This is a genomic window from Streptomyces sp. TG1A-60 (assembly GCF_037201975.1).
Taxonomy (GTDB): domain Bacteria; phylum Actinomycetota; class Actinomycetes; order Streptomycetales; family Streptomycetaceae; genus Streptomyces.
On sequence record NZ_CP147520.1, the window covers coordinates 5,276,003 to 5,295,213 of the forward strand.

The following is a 19,211-nucleotide window of genomic DNA, read 5'->3' on the forward strand; positions in this document are numbered from 1 at the left end:
GGGTGGGACGCGCTCGGGATTCGGGTACCACCGTTCGCCGCGGGCGCCCTTGGCCCGCGCGGTGGAGACCGGGGCACACGACGGGCACCTCGGAGGACCGTACTCCGAGGTGCCCGCCCGCCGGGGTGGGGCCGTGCCGGTGGCTACAGCCCCGCGATGGGGTTCTTCAGGCTGCCGACGAGCTGCAGCGCGCCCGCCGGGTCCGCCAGGTCGACCATCTGCCTGTTGTCGCGCAGCTGGAGCCGGTTGAGGCAGGACAGCGCGAACTCGGGGGCGAACATGTCGTACCGGGCGAACTTGTCGGCGAGTTCGGGCATCGCGTGCTGGTAGTCGCGGACGGTCTCGGCGACCGTGCGCCAGAACGCCTCCTCCTCCAGGACGCCTTCCTCGGCGAGGCCCGCGGCCAGGAAGCGGAAGAAGCAGTCGAATACGTCCGTGAAGATCGACAGGAGCTTCTTGTCCTCGGGGACGTCGACGCGCAGCCGCTCGACCGCAGGCGGCAGCACCGCCTGCGGGTCCATGACCGCGATCTCCTCGGCGATGTCCTTGTAGATCGCCCGCTCGACCACGCCGTCCTTCAGGACGAGGATGACGTTCTCGCCGTGCGGCATGAAGACGAGGTCGTACGCGTAGAAGCTGTGCAGCAGCGGGGTGAAGTACGCCTTGAGATAGCGGCGCAGCCACTCCGCCGGGGTCAGGCCCGAGCGCTCGACCAGCGCGGCGGCGAAGCCGTGGCCCTCGTGGTCGACGTGGACCAGGGAGGCCATCGTCGCCAGCGACTCGCCCTCCCTCAGCCCGGACACCGGGCTCTCCCGCCACAGCGCGGCCAGCATCTTGCGGTATGCGGAGAACTTGTCGGTGGCGGCCTCGTACTCCAGGTGCCGGTAGCCGACGGCCGCGCGCTCGCGGATGATCGACAGGCCTGTCGACTTGAGGACCGGGTCGTTGTCGATGAGGCCGGCCAGCCAGTCGTTGATCGCCGGGGTGGCCTCCATGTACGCCGCCGAGAGGCCGCGCGTGAAACCCATGTTGAGGACGGACAGGGCCGTCTTCACATAGTGCTTCTCGGGGCTGGAGCTGTTGAAGAAGGTGCGGATCGACTGCTGGGCCAGGTACTCGTCGTCGCCCTCACCGAGGCACACCAGGTTCCGCCGGGCGACCTCGGCGGCGAAGGTGACGGTGAGCTTGTTCCACCACTGCCAGGGGTGGACCGGGATGAAGAGGTAGTCGGCCGGGTCCAACTCCTGCTCGACGAGCACGGAGTCGAAGCGGGCGACCGTCTCCGCGCCCAGCTCCTCGCGCAGGAACGCCTCGTACTCGATGCCCACGCCCGCCGTGAACGCCGCCCGCGAGCGGTGCGCGGCCAGCCAGACCAGGCGGACCGGGCTCGCCGTCTCGGGGGCGTACGAGAGGTACTCGTGGACGCCGAAGCCGAGGCGGCCGTTGTTGGCGACGAAGCAGGGGTGGCCCTCGGTCATCCCGGTCTCGATCGCCTGGAACCCGGCGGCGGCCAGCTCGGCGACCGGCGTCTGCGGCTTGGTGAGCTTGTAGCAGGTGCCGGCGAGGGTGGAGGAGATCTCCTCCAGGTAGACCGGCAGGATCTCCTCGCTCAGGCCCAGGGACTGCCGCAGCTCGATGAAGAAGTCCAGCGCGGCGAGGGGGAGGTCGACGCCGTCCCGTCGACGGGAGATCGAGTCGGCGTCGACCTGCCAGTGGTCGAGGGCGCGGCGGACGGCCGTGAACCCGTAGCGGGTGTGACCGTCGTCGCTGCGCACCTCGAAGCGGCCGTCGGCGGTGGCCTCCGGAGTGATGAGCCGCTCATGGGCGAACTCGGCGAGGGCCTTGCGGATGAGCAGGCGGTTGGCCCGCGCCCAGCGGTGGGGGGACAGATGCGCTACGGCGTCGGACAGGGTCATACGGCTACTCCTCGGGCAGCTTCGAAGAACTGCTCTCGCGTGCAGAAGCTGAGCAGCGCGCGCTTCTCCGGCTTGTCGATCTCGCGCTCGGGGACGAAGCCGACGGCCTCGTTGAGCGCGTGCACGGCCTTGTTGGTGACGTCGGGCTCGACGACGACCCGGGAGGTGGCCGGGTCCTCGAAGAGGTGCGCCATCACGGCGGTGATCACGGACCTGGTGAACCCGTGCACCGGGGTGTCCGTGGGCGGCACCAGGAAGTGCATGCCGACGTCTCCGGGCTCGGACTCGTACAGGCCGGCCAGTTCTCGGTGGGCGGGGTCGTACTTCTCCATGAGGAAGGCGGGCTCGCCGTCGAGCAGCCCCAGCAGGGCGTGTTGGTGCGGGTCGGCCGCGATGTCCGTGTAGGCCCGCTCGACGTCCTCCGGTCCGGCGTCCTGCATCATCCAGTACGCCGCCTTGGGGTGGGTGACCCAGCCGTGCAGCAACTCGGCGTCGCTCAGCGGGTCGAGGGGGCGGAAGGTGAAGGTCATACGGCGAACTCCTGGAACGCGATGGTCTTCTCGACCGGGTAGTACTCGGTGCCGAGCAGCTCGCGGATGATGGACGCGTTGCGGTACGCGCCCATGCCCAGGTCGGGCGAGGTGATGCTGTGTGTGTGGACGCCCGCGTTCTGGAGGAAGACGCCGCGTCCGGTGGTGTCGATGGAGTAGTTGCGGGCCACGTCGAAGCGGCCGTGGCCGTCGAAGAGGAGCCGGTCGTGGATCGGGGCGAGGAAGGCCGGCGGCTGGTAGTGGTAGCCGGTGGCGAGGACCAGGCCCTCGGTCTCGATCTGGTAGTCCTTGCCCTGCTCGTCCTGGCGCAGGCCCAGGATGTAGCGCCCGTCCTCGTGACGCGCGCTGTTGAGGGACGAGTTGGCGAGGAGGCGGGTGGGGACCGGGCGTCCGGCGGCGGTGACGTTCTTCTGGTACAGCAGGTCGAAGATCGAGTCGATCAGATCCCCGTTGATGCCCTTGAACAGGCCCTTGTGCTGCTTCTCCAGCCGGTAGCGGGTCTCCTCGGGCAGCGCGCGGAAGTAGTCGATGTAGTCCGGGGAGGTCATCTCCAGCGTCAGCTTGGTGTACTCCAGCGGGAAGAACCGCGGGGAGCGGGTGACCCAGTTGAGCTGGTAGCCGTGGACGTCGATCTCGGAGAGGAGCTCGTGGTAGATCTCCGCGGCGCTCTGGCCGCTGCCGACGATAGTGATCGACTTCTTCGCCCGGAGCTCCGCCTTGCGGTGCGTGTAGCGCGCGTTGTGGAAGAAGTCGCCGCCCAGGCCCCGGCAGGCCTCCGGGACGTACGGGACGGTTCCCGTGCCGAGGACGAGGTGACGGGCGTGCAGAACGTCTCCGCCGGCCGTCCTCACGGCGTAGAGGCCGTCCTCGTACGTCACCTCGGTGACCGTGGTGCCGAAGCGCACGTTGCCCAGCCGGTTCGCGGCCCAGCGGCAGTAGTCGTCGTACTCGACCCGCAGGGGGTAGAAGTTCTCGCGGATGTAGAACGAGTACAGACGGCCGGAGTCCTTCAGGTAGTTGAGGAAGGAGTACGGGGACGTCGGGTCGGCGAGGGTGACCAGGTCCGACATGAACGGGGTCTGGAGGTGGGCGCCGTCGAGGAACATCCCCGAGTGCCACTCGAAGTCGGGCTTCGAGTCCAGGAAGATCCCGTCGAGTTCGGCGATGGGCTCGGTGAGGCAGGCGAGGCCGAGGTTGAAGGGTCCCAGCCCGATGCCGATGAAGTCATGGGCTCTCACGACGGGTTCAGGAAGCGACGCGGTCAAGGGATTCTCCCAGGTACTGCTCGGCGTGGCCGGCGATCAGGTCGAGTACGGCGCTGATGTCGGCCACCGTGGTCTCGGGGTTGAGCAGGGTGAACTTCAGATAGTGGCGACCGCCCACCTTGGTGCCCGCGACCACGGCGTCGCCGGAGGCGAACAGGGCCTTGCGGGCGTAGAGGTTGGCTCGGTCGATCTCGGCCGGGTCGGTGACGGCCTCGGGGATGTAGCGGTAGACCAGCGTGGAGAGCCGGGGCTCCACGACCACGTCGAAGCGCGGGTCGGCGGCGAGCAGTCTCCAGCCCTCCTCCGCCAGGTCGCAGACCTCGTCGAAGAGCTGCCCGACGCCGTCGGCGCCCATCGTGCGCAGCGTCATCCACAGTTTGAGCGCGTCGAAGCGGCGGGTGGTCTGGAGGGACTTGTCGACCTGGTTGGGGATGCGCTCGGTGACCATGCGGCGCGGGTTGAGGTACTCCGCGTGGTAGGTGGCGTGGCGGAGCGTGGACTCGTCCCGGACGAGCACGGCGGACGAACTCACCGGCTGGAAGAAGGACTTGTGGTAGTCCACGGTGACGGAGTCGGCGCGCTCGATGCCGGTCAGCAGCGCGCGGCGCCTGAGCGAGACGAGCAGGCCGCAGCCGTAGGCGGCGTCGACGTGCATCCACGCTCCGAACTGGCCGCAGAGCTCGGCTATCTCGGGCAGCGGGTCGATGGAGCCGAAGTCGGTGGTGCCGGCGGTGGCGACGACGGCCATGGGGACGAGGCCGTCGCTCTCGCAGCGCTCCAGTTCGCGGGCGAGGGCGACCGTCTGCATGCGCTTGTCGCCGTCGACCGGGATGGACACGACGGCGTCCGGGGCGAGGCCCAGCAGTTTCGCGGACTTTCTGACGCTGAAGTGGCTGACCTCGGAGGCGAAGACGCGCAGTTCGGCGGTGTCGTCGGTCTTGGCCTCCTCGCGGGCGAGGAGCAGCGCCTGGAGGTTGGACTGTGAGCCGCCGGAGGTGAACACGCCGTCGGCGGAGGGCCCGAAGCCGATGCGCTCGTTGGTCCAGTCGATCAGTCTGCGCTCGATCAGGGTGCCGCCGGCCGACTGGTCCCAGGTGTCCAGGGAGGAGTTGACGGCGGAGAGGACGGCCTCGCCGAGCACGGCCGGGATGACGACCGGGCAGTTGAGGTGGGCGAGGTAGCGCGGGTGGTGGAAGTAGACCGCGTCGCGGAGGTAGACGTCTTCGAGTTCGTCGAGGACGGCGGCCGTGTCGTGCAGCGGCTTGTCGAGGTCGATCCGCTCGATGCCGGGGGAGAGGGTGTCGACGGTGACACCGGTGAACGGTCGGTCCGTGGTGGCGAGTCTGGCCGCCACCCGCTCCACGCCTTCGGTCACGGTGCGGCGGTACCGCTCCGCGGTCGTGTCATTGAGCAGGTGCGAGCGCATGGGGAGGTCCTCCGAGCGGGGCGGTCCGGGGCGGGGCGGGGCGGAGAGGTGAGCGTGAGTGTGGGGCGGCATCCCGTCATTCAACTTAGGTTAGCCTAACCTAAGCTATCGAGCCGGAGCTCTGACTCCGCCGTGACCGTGATCACTTCGGTGTCCTCGGCAACTGCGGCTACTCGCCGCGCTCCCGCAACTGCTCCTCCGTCAGGCCCTCACGCCAGTACCCGACGAACGTCACCCGCCGACGGTCGATCCCGCGTTCCCGCACGAGATGCCGGCGCAGCTCCTTCACCCGGCCGGACTCACCGGCGATCCACGCGTACGGCCGTTCGCAGGGCTGCAGTTCGGCGGCCCGGACCGCGTCGAGGGCGGTCGGCGCGCCCTTCCGCCGGACCAGCCAGGTGATCTCGGCGTCGGCCTCGGTGGCCAGGTCCTGGATGTCCCCGGCCTCGTGGACCTCCAGCCAGACCCGGGCCCGCGTCCCCGCGGGCAGCGACTCCAGGATCGCCGAGGCGGCGGGCAACGCCGTCTCGTCCCCCCAGAGCAGCACCAGGTCGGCGTCCGCCGGCGGCCGGAAACGGATCGCCCGGTTGTCGGCGATCGCGGGCCCGAGCAGCACCACCCGGTCGCCGGCCCGCGCCGCCGACGCCCACCGGGACGCGGGCCCTGCGGGCACGGCGGCGCCCGGCTCCACGCCGTGCAGCACGAAGTCGATGTCGATCTCGGTGGTCTCGCCGTGGAGGCCGCGGCGCAGTCCCCGCAGGGTGTACGAGCGCATCACTGCCCGCACGTCGTCCGGCAGTTCCCGCCACGCCTGCCACCAGCCGTCGCCCAGTTCACAGGGCACGGCCGGGGCGTCCTGCCCCGGATGCGGCAGGAAGAGCGAGAGCGACTGATCCCGGCCGTCGGAGTGGAACGACCCGAGATCGTCCCCCGCGAACGAGACACGCACGAGAGACGGCCCCAGCCGCTCCGTCCGCACGACCTGAAGGGCAAAGAAACGGAAGGGGGCGGCTACGGCCGTCGTCATGGGGTGGCTCCTGAATCAGGGGCGGGAGCGTATGCAGGAAAGGGCGAGCCCGGGAAACCCGGGGTCGCGGGGAACCGCGCGGTCAGCCACGACGGGCCCGCGGTTCACCCACTGCCTCAACTGACCTTCTCGGCCTTCTCGATCGCCTCGGCCAGCTCCTCAAGGAGGGGCGCGCACTTGTCGTAGGACAGGATCGGCTCGGGGTTACGGCCGATGACCTGCCCCGCCTCCACCGCAGGCAGCTTCTTCCACGTCGCCTCTTCGATCGCGTCCGGCTGGATCGCCGACGTGCGGTTGTCCATCATGATGACGTCCGCGTCGTACTTGTCGACGTTCTCCCAGCTGAGGTTCTCGAACCAGCCGCCGCTCGCCTTCAGCGCGGCGGCGCTCGGCTCGACGAAGTTCACCCCGAGGGCCTTGAAGTACTCGAGGTCGATGGAGAGGTTGGAGCCGGACACGTAGAAGATGTCCTGGCTGGCGGAACCGGCGAGCACCTTGATGTCGGGCTTGGCCTTGGTGGCCGCGCGCAGCCGGGCGGCGGCGTCCTCGAACCGCTTCTTGGCCGCGGTGGTCTTCTCGGACTCCGTGTCGGCGCCGAGCGCCCCGGCCAGCTCCAGCATGCGCTGCAGCGGCTCGGTCATCTGACGGTCGTAGACGGAGACGCCGACGCTCGGGGCGAGCTTGGCGATCTTGTCCTTGGAGGCCTCGGGCACGTACCAGAGGGTGCCGGCGTCGTCGAACAGCGTCGTGATGAGGACGTCCGGGGAGAGCGCGGCGTACTTCTCGACGTTGAACTCGTCCCAGGTGTTGCCGAGGATGGTGACCTTGCCGATGTCGAGGTCGCCGGCCTGGACGTCGGCCTTGCCGTCGGTCGTCCTGGTCGGCCCGAAGACGCCCTTGACGCCGACGCCGTAGTCGTACAGCGCGGCGGCGACCCCCACGAACGCGACGATGTCCGCCGGCACCTGGTCCGTCCTGACGGTCTCGCCGCGGTCGTCCTTGAACGACCAGGGGCCGGACCCGGCGGCAGCCGACTCCTTGTCGGAGCCAGCGCCGCTGCTCGCGTCCTCGTCCCCGCAGGCGGCGAGGACGGCACCGAGACCGAGTGCGCCACCGGCGGCGAGGATGCCACGGCGGGTGAGGTGAGCGGCTCTGGCGTTGGACATGTGTGTGGCTACTTTCGAACGGGGCGGAGTACCGCCCGAGGGCGAGTTCGAAGATAGGTTAGCCTAACCTCACTGCTTGTCCAGAAGGTGGTCCCGGCAGAGGGGTGCCCGGGTCGACGCCGGTCCTGACCTTTGATTCGCCTGTGAATCTAAGGTCGGGTGGGTTGCTGATGGTCCAACAGGTGGTACCTCGACGTGATGCGCGTGTCTTGCCGTTGCAGGGCCCAGTCCATCCTCAACTCGGCGGACTGGAGATCGTGGGCCGATCGGCCTTGACGGCCTCGGCGACCCGGGACGCCGTCTCGCGCAGCCAGATGTGTGCCGCGTCGTGTGTGTGCACCGGGTGCCACCACAGGGCTTCCTGGAGCGGCACGGCGTCGTAGGGCGGTTCCATGACGCGAACGGGGACGAGTCCGTCCAGCCGCCCGGCCAGACGTCCCTGGATGAGGGCCACCCGGCGAGTGCCGGCGACCAGGAGGGGCATCAGCTGGAAGCTGTCGACGGAGACCTCCACGCGCGGCTCGATACCGAGCATGCCGATCTGGCGGGCGGCGGGTGCGTCGTAGGTGCGCTGGTACGTCACCCACGGCAGGCGGGCCAGGTCGTCGAGGGTGAGGTGTTCGCCGACCTCGGGGTTGTCGTCGGCGACGAGGTAGACCCAGCTGTCCCGGTAGAGCTCGACCGTGGGGAAGCCGCTGATGATGCCGTGTGGCATCAGCAGTCCGTCGGCGGTGCTCAGCAGCGCCCCGGTGTTGTCGATGATTTCCGTAGGTGCCTGTTTGAACCGGAGCCGGATGCCTGGCGCCTCGGCGTGGATGGCGCGGGCGAGTTCGGCACCGAAGACGGCCACCGCGTAGTCGGAGGCGATCAGAGTGAACTCGTGCTCCTCGTGCGCCGGGTCGAAGTCGGCCTGGCTGGAGAAGACGCGCTCCAGCAGGTCGCAGGCGGTGGCGGTGCGGTCGAGGAGGGCCAGACCGAGGGCGGTCAGTTCGTAGCGTCCGCCGGCCCGGGAGAGCAGCTCGTCGTCGAAGTGGTGACGCAGCCGGGCCAGGGCGGCGCTCATGGCGGGCTGGCTGAGCCCGATGCGCCGGCCCGCCCTGGTGACGTTGAGCTCCTCCAGAAGGGCGCGCAGGGCGACGACGAGGTTGAGGTCGAGGCTTGCCAGATTCACGAAGCGTCCCAGTGCCGTGTCGGAAGCGTACGGGTATTTGTCGCCTGGATTGAGATCATCCAGGGAATCGATTTCCCAGATCAGAAGTTACGGGCCAGATTAGTGGAACCGCAATCGGGAGGACATCTCCGTGACATCCGCTGCCGCGTCGGCACCCCTCATCCCCTTCTCCGGCCCGTTCGCCCTCGGCACGCTCTCGGCACCGGGCGAAGCCCGGTGGCCGGGCCTCGTGGCGCCGGACGGCCGAGCGCTCGACCTGCGTACGGCACTGGGTGAACCCGCGCTGACCACGCTCGCGCTCCTGGAGCGCTGGGACGAGGAGCTGCCGCGGCTGCACACCCTCGCCGGGGACCCGACGCGCGACTGGCGGCCGGTGGCGGACCTGGTGGTGCACGCGCCCGTCGAGCCCCGGCAGATCTTCCAGTCCGGCGCCAACTACCGGCAGCACGTGATCGACCTGGCGGTCGCACACCGCGCCCCGGACGACCCGCGCACCGTCGAGGAGGCCCGCGCCGAGGTCGCGGCGGTCATGGACGAGCGGGCCGCCGAGGACCTCCCCTACGTCTTCATCGGCCTGCCGACCACGATCAGCGGCCCCTACGACGACGTGGTACTGCCCGCCCGGGCCCAGAAGCCCGACTGGGAGCTGGAACTGGCCGCGGTGATCTCCCGCCCCACCTACCAGGTCACCGTGGAGGAAGCCCTGGATCACGTCGCGGGCTACACCATCGCCAACGACCTCACCGACCGCGCGACCGTCTTCCGCCGGGACATGCCCCCGATCGGCACCGACTGGCTGCGCAGCAAGAACGCCCCCGGCTTCACCCCGCTCGGCCCGTGGATCGTCCCGGCCGGCTCCATCACGGACCCCTCCGACCTGCAGGTCACCCTGAAACTCAACGGCGAGACCATGCAGGACGAGTCCACCAAGGACATGATCTTCGGCGTCGCACGCTTGGTCTCGTACATCTCCCAGAGCGCCCGACTGCTTCCCGGCGACCTGGTCCTGACCGGCAGCCCGGCCGGCAACGGCATCCACTGGGGCCGGCTGCTGCGCGACGGCGACGTGATGGACGGCTCGGTCACCGGGCTCGGAGCCCAGCGCACCCGCTGTGTCACGGAGGAGGCCCGATGACCGCCGACCGTATCGACCGTACGGATCCCGAGGCGGCGATCGCCGAGGCCGCGAAGGCCTGCTCGAACTGGGGCCGCTGGGGCGAGGACGACGTGCTCGGCACGCTCAACTTCCTCGACGAGGCCAAGCGCCGCGAGGGCGCGGCCCTGATCCGCGACGGCGTCAGTTTCTCCTTGTCACAGGCCTTCGACATGGACGGCCCGCAGAAAGGCTGGCGGCGGCGTACGAACCCGGTGCACACGATGCTCGCCACCGGTACCGACGCCGCCCTGGGCGGCCAGGGCTTTCCGCACGGTTTCGGCGGCGCCGACGACGTGATCGCCATGCCCCTGCAGTGCTCCACCCAATGGGACGGGCTCGGGCACATCTTCGATCACGGCAAGGCGTGGAACGGCCGCCCGGCGGAGAAGGTCGTCACCTCCGAAGGCGACCTGGTCACCGGCATCGAGCACATGGCTCCGCACGTCGCCGGGCGGGGCGTCCTCCTCGACGTGGGCCTGGTCATCGGCCAGGGCGGCGAACTGCCCGACGGCTTCGCCATCACCGAGGAGCACCTGACCGCGACCGCCGCCTCGCATGGTGTGACCGTCGGTCGCGGCGACCTGGTCCTCGTGCGCACCGGGCGGCTGGCACGTGCCCGTCACGAAGGCTGGGGCGACTACGCGGGCGGGCCCGCGCCGGGGCTGAGCTTCAGTACGGCCGGCTGGCTGCACCGGAGCGAGATCGCCGGGATCGCCACCGACACCTGGGGCTTCGAGGTGCGGCCCAACGAGTTCGACCACGCCTTCCAGCCGCTGCACCAGGTCGCCATCCCCCACATCGGTCTGCTCATCGGTGAGATGTGGGACCTCGACGCCCTCGCCGCGCATTGCGCCGCCGACGGCCGGTACGAGTTCTGGCTCACCGCCGCGCCACTGCCCATCACCGGTTCCGTCGGCTCACCGGTGAATCCCATCGCCGTCAAGTAACGCCCCTGGACGGCCGGGCGCGCCGCGCCCGGCCCGCAACACCCCCTTGCCGCTCGAAGTCGCGCGGCACCATCTCAGGGAGAACCCATGGAAGATTCCCGCCTCCGCACCGTCCTCGTCATCGGCGGCGGCGCGTCCGGCAACGCCGTGACCGTGCTGCTGCAGCGGGCGGGTGTCGCCGTGGAACTGATCGAGGCCAAATCCGACTGGAACGTGCTCGGCTCCGGCATCACCCTCCAGGGCAACGCGCTGCGCGTGCTGCGCGAAGTGGGCGTGTGGGACAAGGTCCGGGAGAGTGGCTACGCCGTCGACGCCGTCAGCCTGGCCGCGCCCGACGGGACCGTGTTCCATGTCCAGCAGGACATCCGCACCGGTGGGGACGACCTGCCCGCGACCGTCGGCATGCAGCGGCCCCGGCTCCAGGAGATCCTGTGTGAGGCCGTTCGCGAGAGCGGCGCGACGGTGCGCCTGGGTACCACCGCCGAGGAACTGGTGCAGGACGCGTCCGGCGTCACCGCCCGGTTCAGCGACGGCACCGAGGGGCGCTACGACCTTGTCATCGCCGCCGACGGCGTCAGCTCCCGCACCCGCGCGATGATCGGCATCAGCGACAAGCCCGAACCGACCGGCATGGCCATCTGGCGCGCCCCCGCGCCCCGCCCCGCGGGCGTGGAGCGCATGGACCTGTCCTACGGCGGAACGTGCTACATCGCCGGCTACTGCCCCACCAGCAAGAACACCATCTACGCCTACCTCGTCGAGGCCAACCGCGACCGCGCCTCCATCGACCCGGCCTCGTACGCGGACGAGATGCGGCGGCTGGCCGCACCCTACGGGGGTGTGTGGCCGGAGATCGCCGCGAGCATCACCGACCCCGCCAAGGTCAACTACACCTGGTTCGACCGGCTGCTCGTCGAGGGCTCCTGGCACCGCGGCCGAGTCGTGCTGATCGGTGACGCGGCCCACGTCTGTCCCCCCACGATCGCCCAGGGGGCGGCCATGTCGCTGGAGGACGCCTCCGTACTGGCCGAGATGCTGAGCGAGGAGCAGGACTGGAGCTCCCTCGACGCCCTGCTGACCGGCTTCTACGAACGCCGGATCGACCGTGTCCGCATGGTGGTCGAAGCGTCCGTGCAACTCGGACAGTGGCAGCTGGACGGCGTCCGCGACGCCGACGCACCCGGTCTGATCGGCCGCACGATGTCCGTCCTGAGGGAGACCCCGTGAACCCCGTGAACCCGGTGAACCCCGTGAACCCGGTGAGTCCCCCGAACAGCGCACCGACGATCGACGTCCACGCGCACGTCCTGCTCCCGCCGGTCGAGGACGCCGTCGCCGGACACCCCGGGCTGGCCGCCGCCCGCGATCTCGACGCCCGCCGCAACGGCCCCGAGGCCGTCGCCGTCAGCGGCCCGATGTTCCGGGACCGCATCCCGAGGCTGACCGACGTCAAGGCCCGGCTCGCCGCGATGGACGCCTCCGGGATCGACGTCCAGCTGGTCTCGCCGTCTCCGTCGCACTACCACTACTGGGCCCCCGAGGACCTGGCCCGTACGGTGTGGGAACTTGCCAATGAGGGCACCGCCGCGCACGTCGCCCAGGCCCCGCAGCGGCTGCACGGCCTCGGCCTCGTCCCGCTCCAGCACCCGGGCCTCGCCGTCGAAGCACTCGAGCACGCCCTCGGCCTGGGCCTGCGCGGTGTCGAGATCTCGAGCCACGCGCCGGGACGCGAACTGTCGGACCCCGCATACGAACCGTTCTGGACACGGGCCGAGGAAACCTGCGCGATCCTCTTCCTGCACCCCTTCGGCTGCACGCTCGACGAGCGCCTCAACCGGTGGTACCTGTCCAATACCGTCGGCCAACCGGCCGAGAACGCCGTCGCCCTGTCCCATCTGATCTTCTCCGGAGTCCTGGACAGGCACCCGGGGCTGCGCGTCGTCGCCGCCCACGGCGGCGGCTATCTGCCCACCCACATCGGCCGCTCCGACCACGCCTGGCGCGCCCGCACCGACACCCGCGGCTGCGCCGGCCCGCCCAGCAGCTACCTCAAGCAGCTGTACTTCGACTCGCTTGTGCACGACCCGGACGTCCTGCGCGAGCTGATCCGCGTGGCCGGCCCCGACCGGGTCCTGCTCGGCTCCGACTTCCCCTTCGACATGGGCACCGACGACCCGCTCGGCGCTCTGCGCGACGTCACGGACCTGCCCGCCCCCCACTTCCACGCTGTCCGCGGCGGCAACGCCGCAGCGCTGCTCCGCCTTGTCTGAACCGTCTGAACCGCAAAGAGGAGAACCCCCACCATGAGCGCACGTCTGCTCACTCACCTGCGCCACGTCGACCTGGCCGTGCCGGACTACGACAAGCAGCTCGACTTCTACGCCGGCGTCTGGGGCCTGACCAAGGTCGCCGAAGACTCGGGCATCTCCTTCCTGGCCGCCGAGGGCTCCCCCGAGCAGTACATCGTCCGGCTCCGCAAGGCCGAGGAGAAGCGCCTCGACCTCATCTCCTACGGCGCGGCGAACCCCGCCGACGTGGACACGCTTGCCGAGCAACTCCTCGCGGGTGGAGTGCAGTTGGTCTCCCAGCCGGGCAAGGTCGACACCCCCGGCGGCGGCTACGGCTTCCGCTTCTTCGACATCGACGGCCGCACCATCGAGGTCTCGGCCGACGTCGAGGCGCGCCGGCACCGTCGTGTCGAGGAGAAGGAGTCCATCCCCGTCCGTCTCTCGCACGTCGTCCTGAACTCTCCCGACATCAGCGCCACCCGCGCCTGGTACGAGCAGCACCTCGGCTTCCGGCTGTCCGACACGATGACCTTGCCGCACATGGGCGAGGTCATGCACTTCATGCGGATCAGCAACCAGCACCACTCCATGGCCATTGCCAGCGGTCCGCACACCTCCCTGCAGCACCTCTCCTTCGAGCTGCGCGGCATCGACGAGTACATGCGCGGCTCCGGCCGCGTGATGCGCTCCGGCACTCCCAAGATCTGGGGCCCCGGGCGGCACATGGCGGGCGACAACACCTTCACGTACTTCCTCGACCCGCACGGCAACACCGTGGAGTACACCACCGAGCTCGAAATGCTGGACGAGGACACCTGGCACCCGCACATCTACGACCTGACGAAGCCCGAGAACGCCGACCAGTGGGGCACGTCCAACCCGATGAACGAGATGGTCGCCAAGGAGATGCAGAACGACGTCGACCGCGGCGTCTTCGTCGCTCCGCCGGTCTGACCCCTTGTCCCCGGGGGCTCGGCGCGCTCCCTCGCCCTGCCATGCCGCCGCGCCCCCGGCCTGTGTCAACCCACCCAGCTCCCTAGGACTGCCATGCGTTTCGCCACTTACGAACAGCACGGCCGCAGCCGTCTCGCCACCGTCGAGGACGACGGCGTCCTCTACCCCCACCCCGGCCGAGCCTCGCTTCTCGATCTGATCCAGGCCGGTCCCGAGGCGCTGCGCGAGGCGGGCAACGCAAGCCTGGACGTGCCGAGCGGCCCGCACGTCTCCGAGGTGCGACTGCTGGCGCCGCTCCAACCGCCGTCCGTACGCGACTTCGTCACGTTCGAGGAGCACGTCGAGGGTGTACGACGCAGCATCGACGGAATCCCGGGCGCCCCGGACGCCTGGTACGACGCGCCCACCTTCTACTTCACCAACCCCTACGCGGTCATCGGCCCGAGCGATCCCGTCCCCGTGCCGCCCGGCTGTCAGGCACTGGACTTCGAGCTCGAAGTCGCCGCGGTCATCGGCCGTGAGGGCCGCGACCTCACCCCCGAGCAGGCCCGCGACCACATCATCGGCTACACCATCTACAACGACTGGTCCGCACGCGACCTCCAGTCCCGCGAGATGCAGGTCGGCCTCGGCCCCTGCAAGGGCAAGGACACCGCCACCACCCTCGGCCCCCACCTCGTCACCGCGGACGAGCTGGAGCCCTACCGCGACAGCGACGGATTCCTGCGCCTGGCGCTGACCGCCGAGATCAACGGCGAGGTCGTCGGCAAGGACCTGCTGTCCAACATGAGCTGGACGTTCGAGGAGATGACCGCATACGCCTCCCGCGGCACCTGGGTCCGCCCCGGCGACGTACTCGGTTCCGGCACCTGCGGCAACGGCGGCTGCCTCGCCGAACTCTGGGGCGTACGCGGCCGCCAGGACCCGCCGCCGCTCAAGCCCGGCGACACCGTCACCCTCACCGTCGAGGGCATCGGCACCGTCTCCAACACCGTGGTCGCCGGGGTGGACCCGGTGCCCTTGCCGACCGCCCGCAGACGCCCCCGGCTGCGCCCGTGAACCGCGCGGCGGAATCCAAGCCGGACGGCAGGGTCTTCGTCGTCTCAGGGCCGCGCGCGGACAGGGCGCGGCCGTGGCCGAAGCGCTGACTCGGGCGGGGCGACGGGACGGTGATCGCCACTGATGCCAGCTGCGGCGACCGAGCTGGGCCCGCGAGGGATCCGCGTCGACACCATCCATCCCGGCTTCATCGAGACCGAGATGACCGCCTCCGCCCTCCACGAGGCGAACATCCGAGACACACCGCTCGGCCGAGTCGGCATCGCCGACGAAATCACCCCGCTGGTGGCCTTCCTCCTCTCCGACGACGCCTCCTTCGCCACCGGCACCGAGATCCCCGTCGACGGCGACGCCGGCCTCACCGCACACGACGGAGCCAAGTCCGTCTCCCACACCCTGCGATCGGCCTCCCACCGATCTGCGACCGATCCGCGGCCGACCTCCGACTGAAAGGCCCCACGTGAACAAGGTCAGCGCGAGCGCCGCCGAGGCGGTCGCCGACATCCCCGACGGAGCTTCGCTCGCTGTCGGCGGCTTCGGGCTGTCCGGGGTACCCGCCGCCCTCATCGGTGCCCTGCACGCTCAGGGCACCACCGACCTGAAGGTCGTCTCCAACAACTGCGGTGTCGACGGCCAGGGGCTGGGCGTACTCCTCGCCGACGGCCGCATCAGTCGCGTGACCGGCAGTTACGTCGGCGAGAACAAGGAATTCGCCCGCCAGTACCTCAGCGGAGAGCTGGAGGTCGAACTCGTACCGCAAGGCACCCTGGCCGAGCGACTGCGGGCCGGCGGGGCCGGCATTCCGGCCTTCTACACACCGGCCGGCGTGGGCACCCAGGTGGCAGACGGAGGCCTGCCATGGCGTTACGCGGCGGACGGCGGCGTCGCCCTCGCGTCCCCCGCCAAGGAGAGCCGCACCTTCGGCGAACGCGCGTACATCCTCGAACACGGGATCACCACGGACTACGCCCTCGTCCGCGCCCGTCGCGGCGACACCCACGGCAACCTGGTCTTCAACATGGCCGCCGCCAACTTCAACCCGCTGGCCGCCATGGCAGGCCGCATCACGATCGCCGAGGTCGAGGAACTCGTAGAGCCCGGCGAGCTGCCCCCCGACGCGATCCATCTGCCCGGCGTCTTCGTCCAGCGGGTCCTCGCCCTCACGCCCGCGCAGGCCGCCGACAAACCGATCGAACGGCGTACGATTGCCGCGCCCCAGGCACGAGAGAGGGTGCACAGCTGATGTCCTGGACCCGCGACCAGATGGCCGCCCGTGCCGCCGCCGAACTCACCGACGGCTCCTACGTCAACCTCGGCATCGGCCTGCCCACCCTCGTCCCGGGCCACCTCCCGCCCGGCGTCCACGTCGTCCTCCACTCCGAGAACGGCATCCTCGGCACCGGGCCCTACCCCGGTGAACGCGACGTCGACCCCGACCTCATCAACGCCGGCAAGGAAACCGTCACGGTGCTCCCGGGAGCAGCCTTCTTCGACTCAGCCCTGTCGTTCGGAATGATCCGAGGCGGTCACATCGACACTGCCGTGCTCGGTGCCATGCAGGTCTCCGCGACCGGCGACCTCGCCAACTGGACGATCCCCGGAAAAATGATCAAGGGCATGGGCGGTGCCATGGACCTCGTCCACGGCGCCCGCCGCGTCATCGTCCTCATGGACCACACCGCCAAGGACGGCAGCCCCAAGATCCTCGACGAGTGCACCCTGCCACTCACGGGCCAGGCCTGCGTCCACCGCGTCATCACCGACCTGGGCGTCATCGACGTCACCGACAACGGCCTGGTCCTCGTCGAAACCGCCCCCGGCGTCACCCACCACGACATCACCGCCGCCACCGCCGCGAAACTGCACACCGCCGCTTGAGGCACGACGACCGACACCTCGTCCGCATACGCCCAGGACGAGGTCCGGCAAATGGTCCGGCAAATCACCCTCCAGACCCCGGAACGCCCAGGACCGCACCAACCAGTTCGGTTCGCCTACGTCACCGACGCCAACAGCATCGACCGGAATCGGCCGGCCCTTTCAACCGTGGATGCACCTCGGTTTCCGCCGCGACCATCCCCGTCCCCAGAGGCACACATGCTCATAGTGACCGGCAGTGCGCGGCCCGCCCCGGCGGCCGGAACGAACTGATCGGGGCGACACGCAAGATCACCGAAGCCGCAAGCCGAGGCCGGGACAGCCACGACCCGCTCGACGACCACGGGGCCACGCACACCCAGGGCTTCCTGGCCGGGCACCGATCCCGTATGGGAGAAGCCCGCCCTCACCATCTACCAGGTCAACGACAACCAGGAACGAGGAACCCACGATGAAGAAGCTTCCCGCCAAGCGCGGCCGCGTCGCCGTCATCGGTGCCGGGCCCGGTGGCATGGCCGCCGCACTCTCCGTCCACCAGGCCGGCCACGACGTCGTGCTGTTCGAGCGTTACCCGCACGCCAGACCCGCCGGCAACATCCTCAACCTGTGGCCGCCACCCATCAAGGCACTCGGGCTGCTCGGAGTGAACACCGAGGACCTGGGTGCGCCCTGTACCGCCGAGTTCCGCAACGCCCGCGGCCGGCGCCGGGTCCTCGCGGCCCTTCCGGAGCAGGTTGTCCGCGACTACGGCGGCGGCTTCATCGGCCTGCTGCGCCCCGAGCTGTACGAGCGGCTGCTCGACGCGCTGCCCAAGGGAGTCCTGCAGGTCAACCACACGGTGGAGCGCGTCGAGCAGGAGGAGAGCGGTGTCCGGCTGCACCTCGCGGACGGGCGGGTCCACGAGGCGGACCTCGTGATCGGCGCGGACGGCATCGATTCCCTGGTCCGCCGCACGCTGTGGGGCGACAGCCCCAAGCGGGAGCACAACCTGCACATCTTCGGCGGCTACACCTTCGACGAGAGCGTCGAGACCGAGCCCGGGATGTGCGTCCTCTCCCACACCCGCACTGTGCAGGGCAGCTGGACCGCCATCCGCGACAAGGGACGTGACGGCCACCAGTGGTGGATGCTCGAAGCATTCGACGCAAGCCGGGAATTCACCGGGGACCTGCACTCGACCGCGACCAGGCTCGGCCAGGCCTTCGCCCGTCCGCTCCCCCAGCTGATCGCCGCGACCGACCCCGCGCACGTCCAGCACTGGGTGATCCGCGACCGCAAGCCGCTGAAGCAGTGGTCCAAGGGCCGCGCCACTCTCGTCGGCGACGCCGCTCATCCCACGTCCCCGTACGCGGGGTACGGCGCCGGTATGGCCACCGAGGACGGCTACTTCATCGGCCGCCACCTGGCCGGGGTGGACCTGAGCGACTACGCCGCTGTCCGCCAGGCACTCGACGCCTTCGAAGCCCCCCGCAAGCCGCACACCGCCCGGCAGTCCCAGCAGGCCTATGTCCTCGGGCAGGTCTTCCACCACGCGCCGCGCGCTCTGCGACCGATCCGGGACGCGATCCTGGACCGCACCCCTCTGATGCAGAAGGTGGTCGGTGACTCCACCCCCAGTTCGATCCTCACTCAGCTCGGTGAGATCGACCGGGCCGAAGACCGCTTCACCGCACTCCTCGGCCTCGGCGGGACACACGACACCGCTTCCTGAACCACGTGGCCGGGGCCGCGTTGCGGGGCGGGGCCAAGCCGCAGGCCAACACCCTCAAGCAGGCAAGAAGGAGACGCGTTGCCCAGCTGCGCGGACGCCGAATCCAGTGCCAACTATCCCTCTTTCTCGGTGCGCCAGTGGTGCTGTTGGAGCTGGTAGGTGTCGCTGTGATGGGGCGTCAAAATGGTCAGGGCAAGGAGCGTGGCCAGAGCGGGGATGGTGAGCCGGATGCCGGGCAGGAGTGCCTGGGCGGTGCGGGCGGGGGTGAACCGCGAGGTCAGCGGGGTTGCGGGACTGGCGTCACGGCTTCGACTTTCCCTCGGCGTGGATGGTTTCGGTGGGTCCTGGACCACGATGATGCTGGCAGGTGGTGCTGTACCCAAACTGGACACAGCTGTTCGCGACGCACCTCACGCCACAGCCTTCACCGACCCCCTCAAGCGGCCCCACTCCACCGTCACCGACTTCGCCAGGTTCCGAGGCTGATCCACCTCGTTCCCCCGGGCCGTCGCCAGGCGCAGGCGAAGACCTGCACCGGCACCGTCGCCACCGGCGGCTGGAGCAGCGTCGGCGTGGTGGGGATGTGGATCAAATGGTCGGCGTACGGGACGACCGCCTCATCCCCTCCTCCGCGATCACGATCGTCCACGCACCCCTCGCCCGGATCTTTGTAAGCGGAGCGCTACTACGCGCAGC

General features: G+C 69.8%; 16 protein-coding genes and 2 pseudogenes. 10 read left to right on the forward strand and 8 right to left on the reverse strand.

Annotated elements, in window-relative coordinates:
* Nucleotides 1-143: 143 nt before the first annotated feature.
* From WBG99_RS22935 to WBG99_RS22965, 7 genes are all read right to left on the reverse strand, one after another.
* The gene (locus WBG99_RS22935; protein ID WP_338898114.1) at nucleotides 144-1,916 is read right to left on the reverse strand and encodes an IucA/IucC family siderophore biosynthesis protein; all 1,773 of its coding nucleotides are present in this window, start codon (nucleotides 1,914-1,916) and stop codon (nucleotides 144-146) included.
* Nucleotides 1,913-2,446 (reverse strand): GNAT family N-acetyltransferase, encoded by a 534-nt coding sequence (locus tag WBG99_RS22940; protein WP_338898115.1) that lies wholly within the window; start codon nucleotides 2,444-2,446, stop codon nucleotides 1,913-1,915. Before WBG99_RS22940 ends, WBG99_RS22935 begins: the two co-directional genes overlap by 4 nt.
* On the reverse strand, nucleotides 2,443-3,732 hold the full coding sequence (locus WBG99_RS22945) for a lysine N(6)-hydroxylase/L-ornithine N(5)-oxygenase family protein (protein WP_338898116.1): 1,290 nt from the start codon (nucleotides 3,730-3,732) through the stop codon (nucleotides 2,443-2,445). The genes WBG99_RS22940 and WBG99_RS22945 overlap by 4 nt, the downstream gene beginning before the upstream one ends.
* Nucleotides 3,713-5,158: a lysine decarboxylase DesA gene (gene desA / locus WBG99_RS22950; protein ID WP_338898117.1), complete on the reverse strand. Its 1,446-nt coding sequence runs from the start codon at nucleotides 5,156-5,158 to the stop codon at nucleotides 3,713-3,715. Before desA ends, WBG99_RS22945 begins: the two co-directional genes overlap by 20 nt.
* A gap of 169 nt (nucleotides 5,159-5,327) precedes the next feature.
* Complete coding sequence (locus WBG99_RS22955; RefSeq protein ID WP_338898118.1) at nucleotides 5,328-6,185, reverse strand: siderophore-interacting protein; 858 nt, start codon at nucleotides 6,183-6,185, stop codon at nucleotides 5,328-5,330.
* Nucleotides 6,186-6,301: 116 nt separating this feature from the next.
* A complete protein-coding gene (locus WBG99_RS22960) occupies nucleotides 6,302-7,351 on the reverse strand; it encodes an ABC transporter substrate-binding protein (protein WP_338898119.1) in 1,050 nt (349 codons plus the stop codon).
* Between the two features lie 235 nt (nucleotides 7,352-7,586).
* On the reverse strand, nucleotides 7,587-8,522 hold the full coding sequence (locus WBG99_RS22965; protein ID WP_338898120.1) for a LysR family transcriptional regulator: 936 nt from the start codon (nucleotides 8,520-8,522) through the stop codon (nucleotides 7,587-7,589).
* A gap of 124 nt (nucleotides 8,523-8,646) precedes the next feature.
* Here WBG99_RS22965 and WBG99_RS22970 point away from each other — a divergent pair, with 124 nt between their 5' ends.
* The 10 genes and pseudogenes from WBG99_RS22970 to WBG99_RS23015 all read left to right on the forward strand — a co-directional run bounded on the left by WBG99_RS22970 (nucleotide 8,647) and on the right by WBG99_RS23015 (nucleotide 18,515).
* Entirely contained in the window at nucleotides 8,647-9,657 is a 1,011-nt protein-coding gene (locus WBG99_RS22970) for a fumarylacetoacetate hydrolase family protein (RefSeq protein ID WP_338900448.1), read from the forward strand.
* On the forward strand, nucleotides 9,654-10,625 hold the full coding sequence (locus WBG99_RS22975; RefSeq protein WP_338898121.1) for a cyclase family protein: 972 nt from the start codon (nucleotides 9,654-9,656) through the stop codon (nucleotides 10,623-10,625). The genes WBG99_RS22970 and WBG99_RS22975 overlap by 4 nt, the downstream gene beginning before the upstream one ends.
* A gap of 87 nt (nucleotides 10,626-10,712) precedes the next feature.
* A complete protein-coding gene (locus WBG99_RS22980; RefSeq protein WP_338898122.1) occupies nucleotides 10,713-11,852 on the forward strand; it encodes an FAD-dependent oxidoreductase in 1,140 nt (379 codons plus the stop codon).
* On the forward strand, nucleotides 11,849-12,895 hold the full coding sequence (locus WBG99_RS22985) for an amidohydrolase family protein (protein WP_338898123.1): 1,047 nt from the start codon (nucleotides 11,849-11,851) through the stop codon (nucleotides 12,893-12,895). Before WBG99_RS22980 ends, WBG99_RS22985 begins: the two co-directional genes overlap by 4 nt.
* Before the next feature lie 33 nt (nucleotides 12,896-12,928).
* Nucleotides 12,929-13,867, forward strand: a complete 939-nt coding sequence (locus tag WBG99_RS22990) for a VOC family protein (protein WP_338898124.1) — start codon at nucleotides 12,929-12,931, stop codon at nucleotides 13,865-13,867.
* Between the two features lie 93 nt (nucleotides 13,868-13,960).
* Nucleotides 13,961-14,926 (forward strand): fumarylacetoacetate hydrolase family protein, encoded by a 966-nt coding sequence (locus WBG99_RS22995; protein WP_338898125.1) that lies wholly within the window; start codon nucleotides 13,961-13,963, stop codon nucleotides 14,924-14,926.
* Nucleotides 14,927-15,055: 129 nt separating this feature from the next.
* Nucleotides 15,056-15,376: pseudogene (locus WBG99_RS23000) on the forward strand (SDR family oxidoreductase); the annotation flags it as partial.
* Between the two features lie 10 nt (nucleotides 15,377-15,386).
* The gene (locus WBG99_RS23005) at nucleotides 15,387-16,169 is read left to right on the forward strand and encodes a CoA transferase subunit A (RefSeq protein WP_338898126.1); all 783 of its coding nucleotides are present in this window, start codon (nucleotides 15,387-15,389) and stop codon (nucleotides 16,167-16,169) included.
* Nucleotides 16,169-16,804: a CoA transferase subunit B gene (locus tag WBG99_RS23010; RefSeq protein ID WP_338898127.1), complete on the forward strand. Its 636-nt coding sequence runs from the start codon at nucleotides 16,169-16,171 to the stop codon at nucleotides 16,802-16,804. Before WBG99_RS23005 ends, WBG99_RS23010 begins: the two co-directional genes overlap by 1 nt.
* 451 nt (nucleotides 16,805-17,255) lie before the next feature.
* Complete coding sequence (locus WBG99_RS23015; RefSeq protein WP_338898128.1) at nucleotides 17,256-18,515, forward strand: FAD-dependent monooxygenase; 1,260 nt, start codon at nucleotides 17,256-17,258, stop codon at nucleotides 18,513-18,515.
* Between the two features lie 410 nt (nucleotides 18,516-18,925).
* Here the strand turns inward: WBG99_RS23015 and WBG99_RS23020 are convergent.
* A pseudogene (locus tag WBG99_RS23020) lies at nucleotides 18,926-19,202 on the reverse strand (hypothetical protein); the annotation flags it as partial.
* Between the last annotated feature and the right edge of the window lie 9 nt (nucleotides 19,203-19,211).

What these genes read in the sequence shown, in the direction of transcription:
- WBG99_RS22990 (WP_338898124.1), top strand. Translation starts at nt 12,929, where the DNA reads ATGAGCGCACGTCTGCTCACTCACCTGCGCCACGTCGACCTGGCCGTG.
- WBG99_RS22975 (WP_338898121.1), top strand. Translation starts at nt 9,654, where the DNA reads ATGACCGCCGACCGTATCGACCGTACGGATCCCGAGGCGGCGATCGCC.
- WBG99_RS22995 (WP_338898125.1), top strand. Translation starts at nt 13,961, where the DNA reads ATGCGTTTCGCCACTTACGAACAGCACGGCCGCAGCCGTCTCGCCACC.
- WBG99_RS23015 (WP_338898128.1), top strand. Translation starts at nt 17,256, where the DNA reads ATGAAGAAGCTTCCCGCCAAGCGCGGCCGCGTCGCCGTCATCGGTGCC.
- WBG99_RS23010 (WP_338898127.1), top strand. Translation starts at nt 16,169, where the DNA reads ATGTCCTGGACCCGCGACCAGATGGCCGCCCGTGCCGCCGCCGAACTC.
- WBG99_RS22955 (WP_338898118.1), bottom strand. Translation starts at nt 6,185, where the DNA reads ATGACGACGGCCGTAGCCGCCCCCTTCCGTTTCTTTGCCCTTCAGGTC.
- WBG99_RS22940 (WP_338898115.1), bottom strand. Translation starts at nt 2,446, where the DNA reads ATGACCTTCACCTTCCGCCCCCTCGACCCGCTGAGCGACGCCGAGTTG.
- WBG99_RS22980 (WP_338898122.1), top strand. Translation starts at nt 10,713, where the DNA reads ATGGAAGATTCCCGCCTCCGCACCGTCCTCGTCATCGGCGGCGGCGCG.
- desA (WP_338898117.1), bottom strand. Translation starts at nt 5,158, where the DNA reads ATGCGCTCGCACCTGCTCAATGACACGACCGCGGAGCGGTACCGCCGC.
- WBG99_RS22935 (WP_338898114.1), bottom strand. Translation starts at nt 1,916, where the DNA reads ATGACCCTGTCCGACGCCGTAGCGCATCTGTCCCCCCACCGCTGGGCG.
- WBG99_RS22960 (WP_338898119.1), bottom strand. Translation starts at nt 7,351, where the DNA reads ATGTCCAACGCCAGAGCCGCTCACCTCACCCGCCGTGGCATCCTCGCC.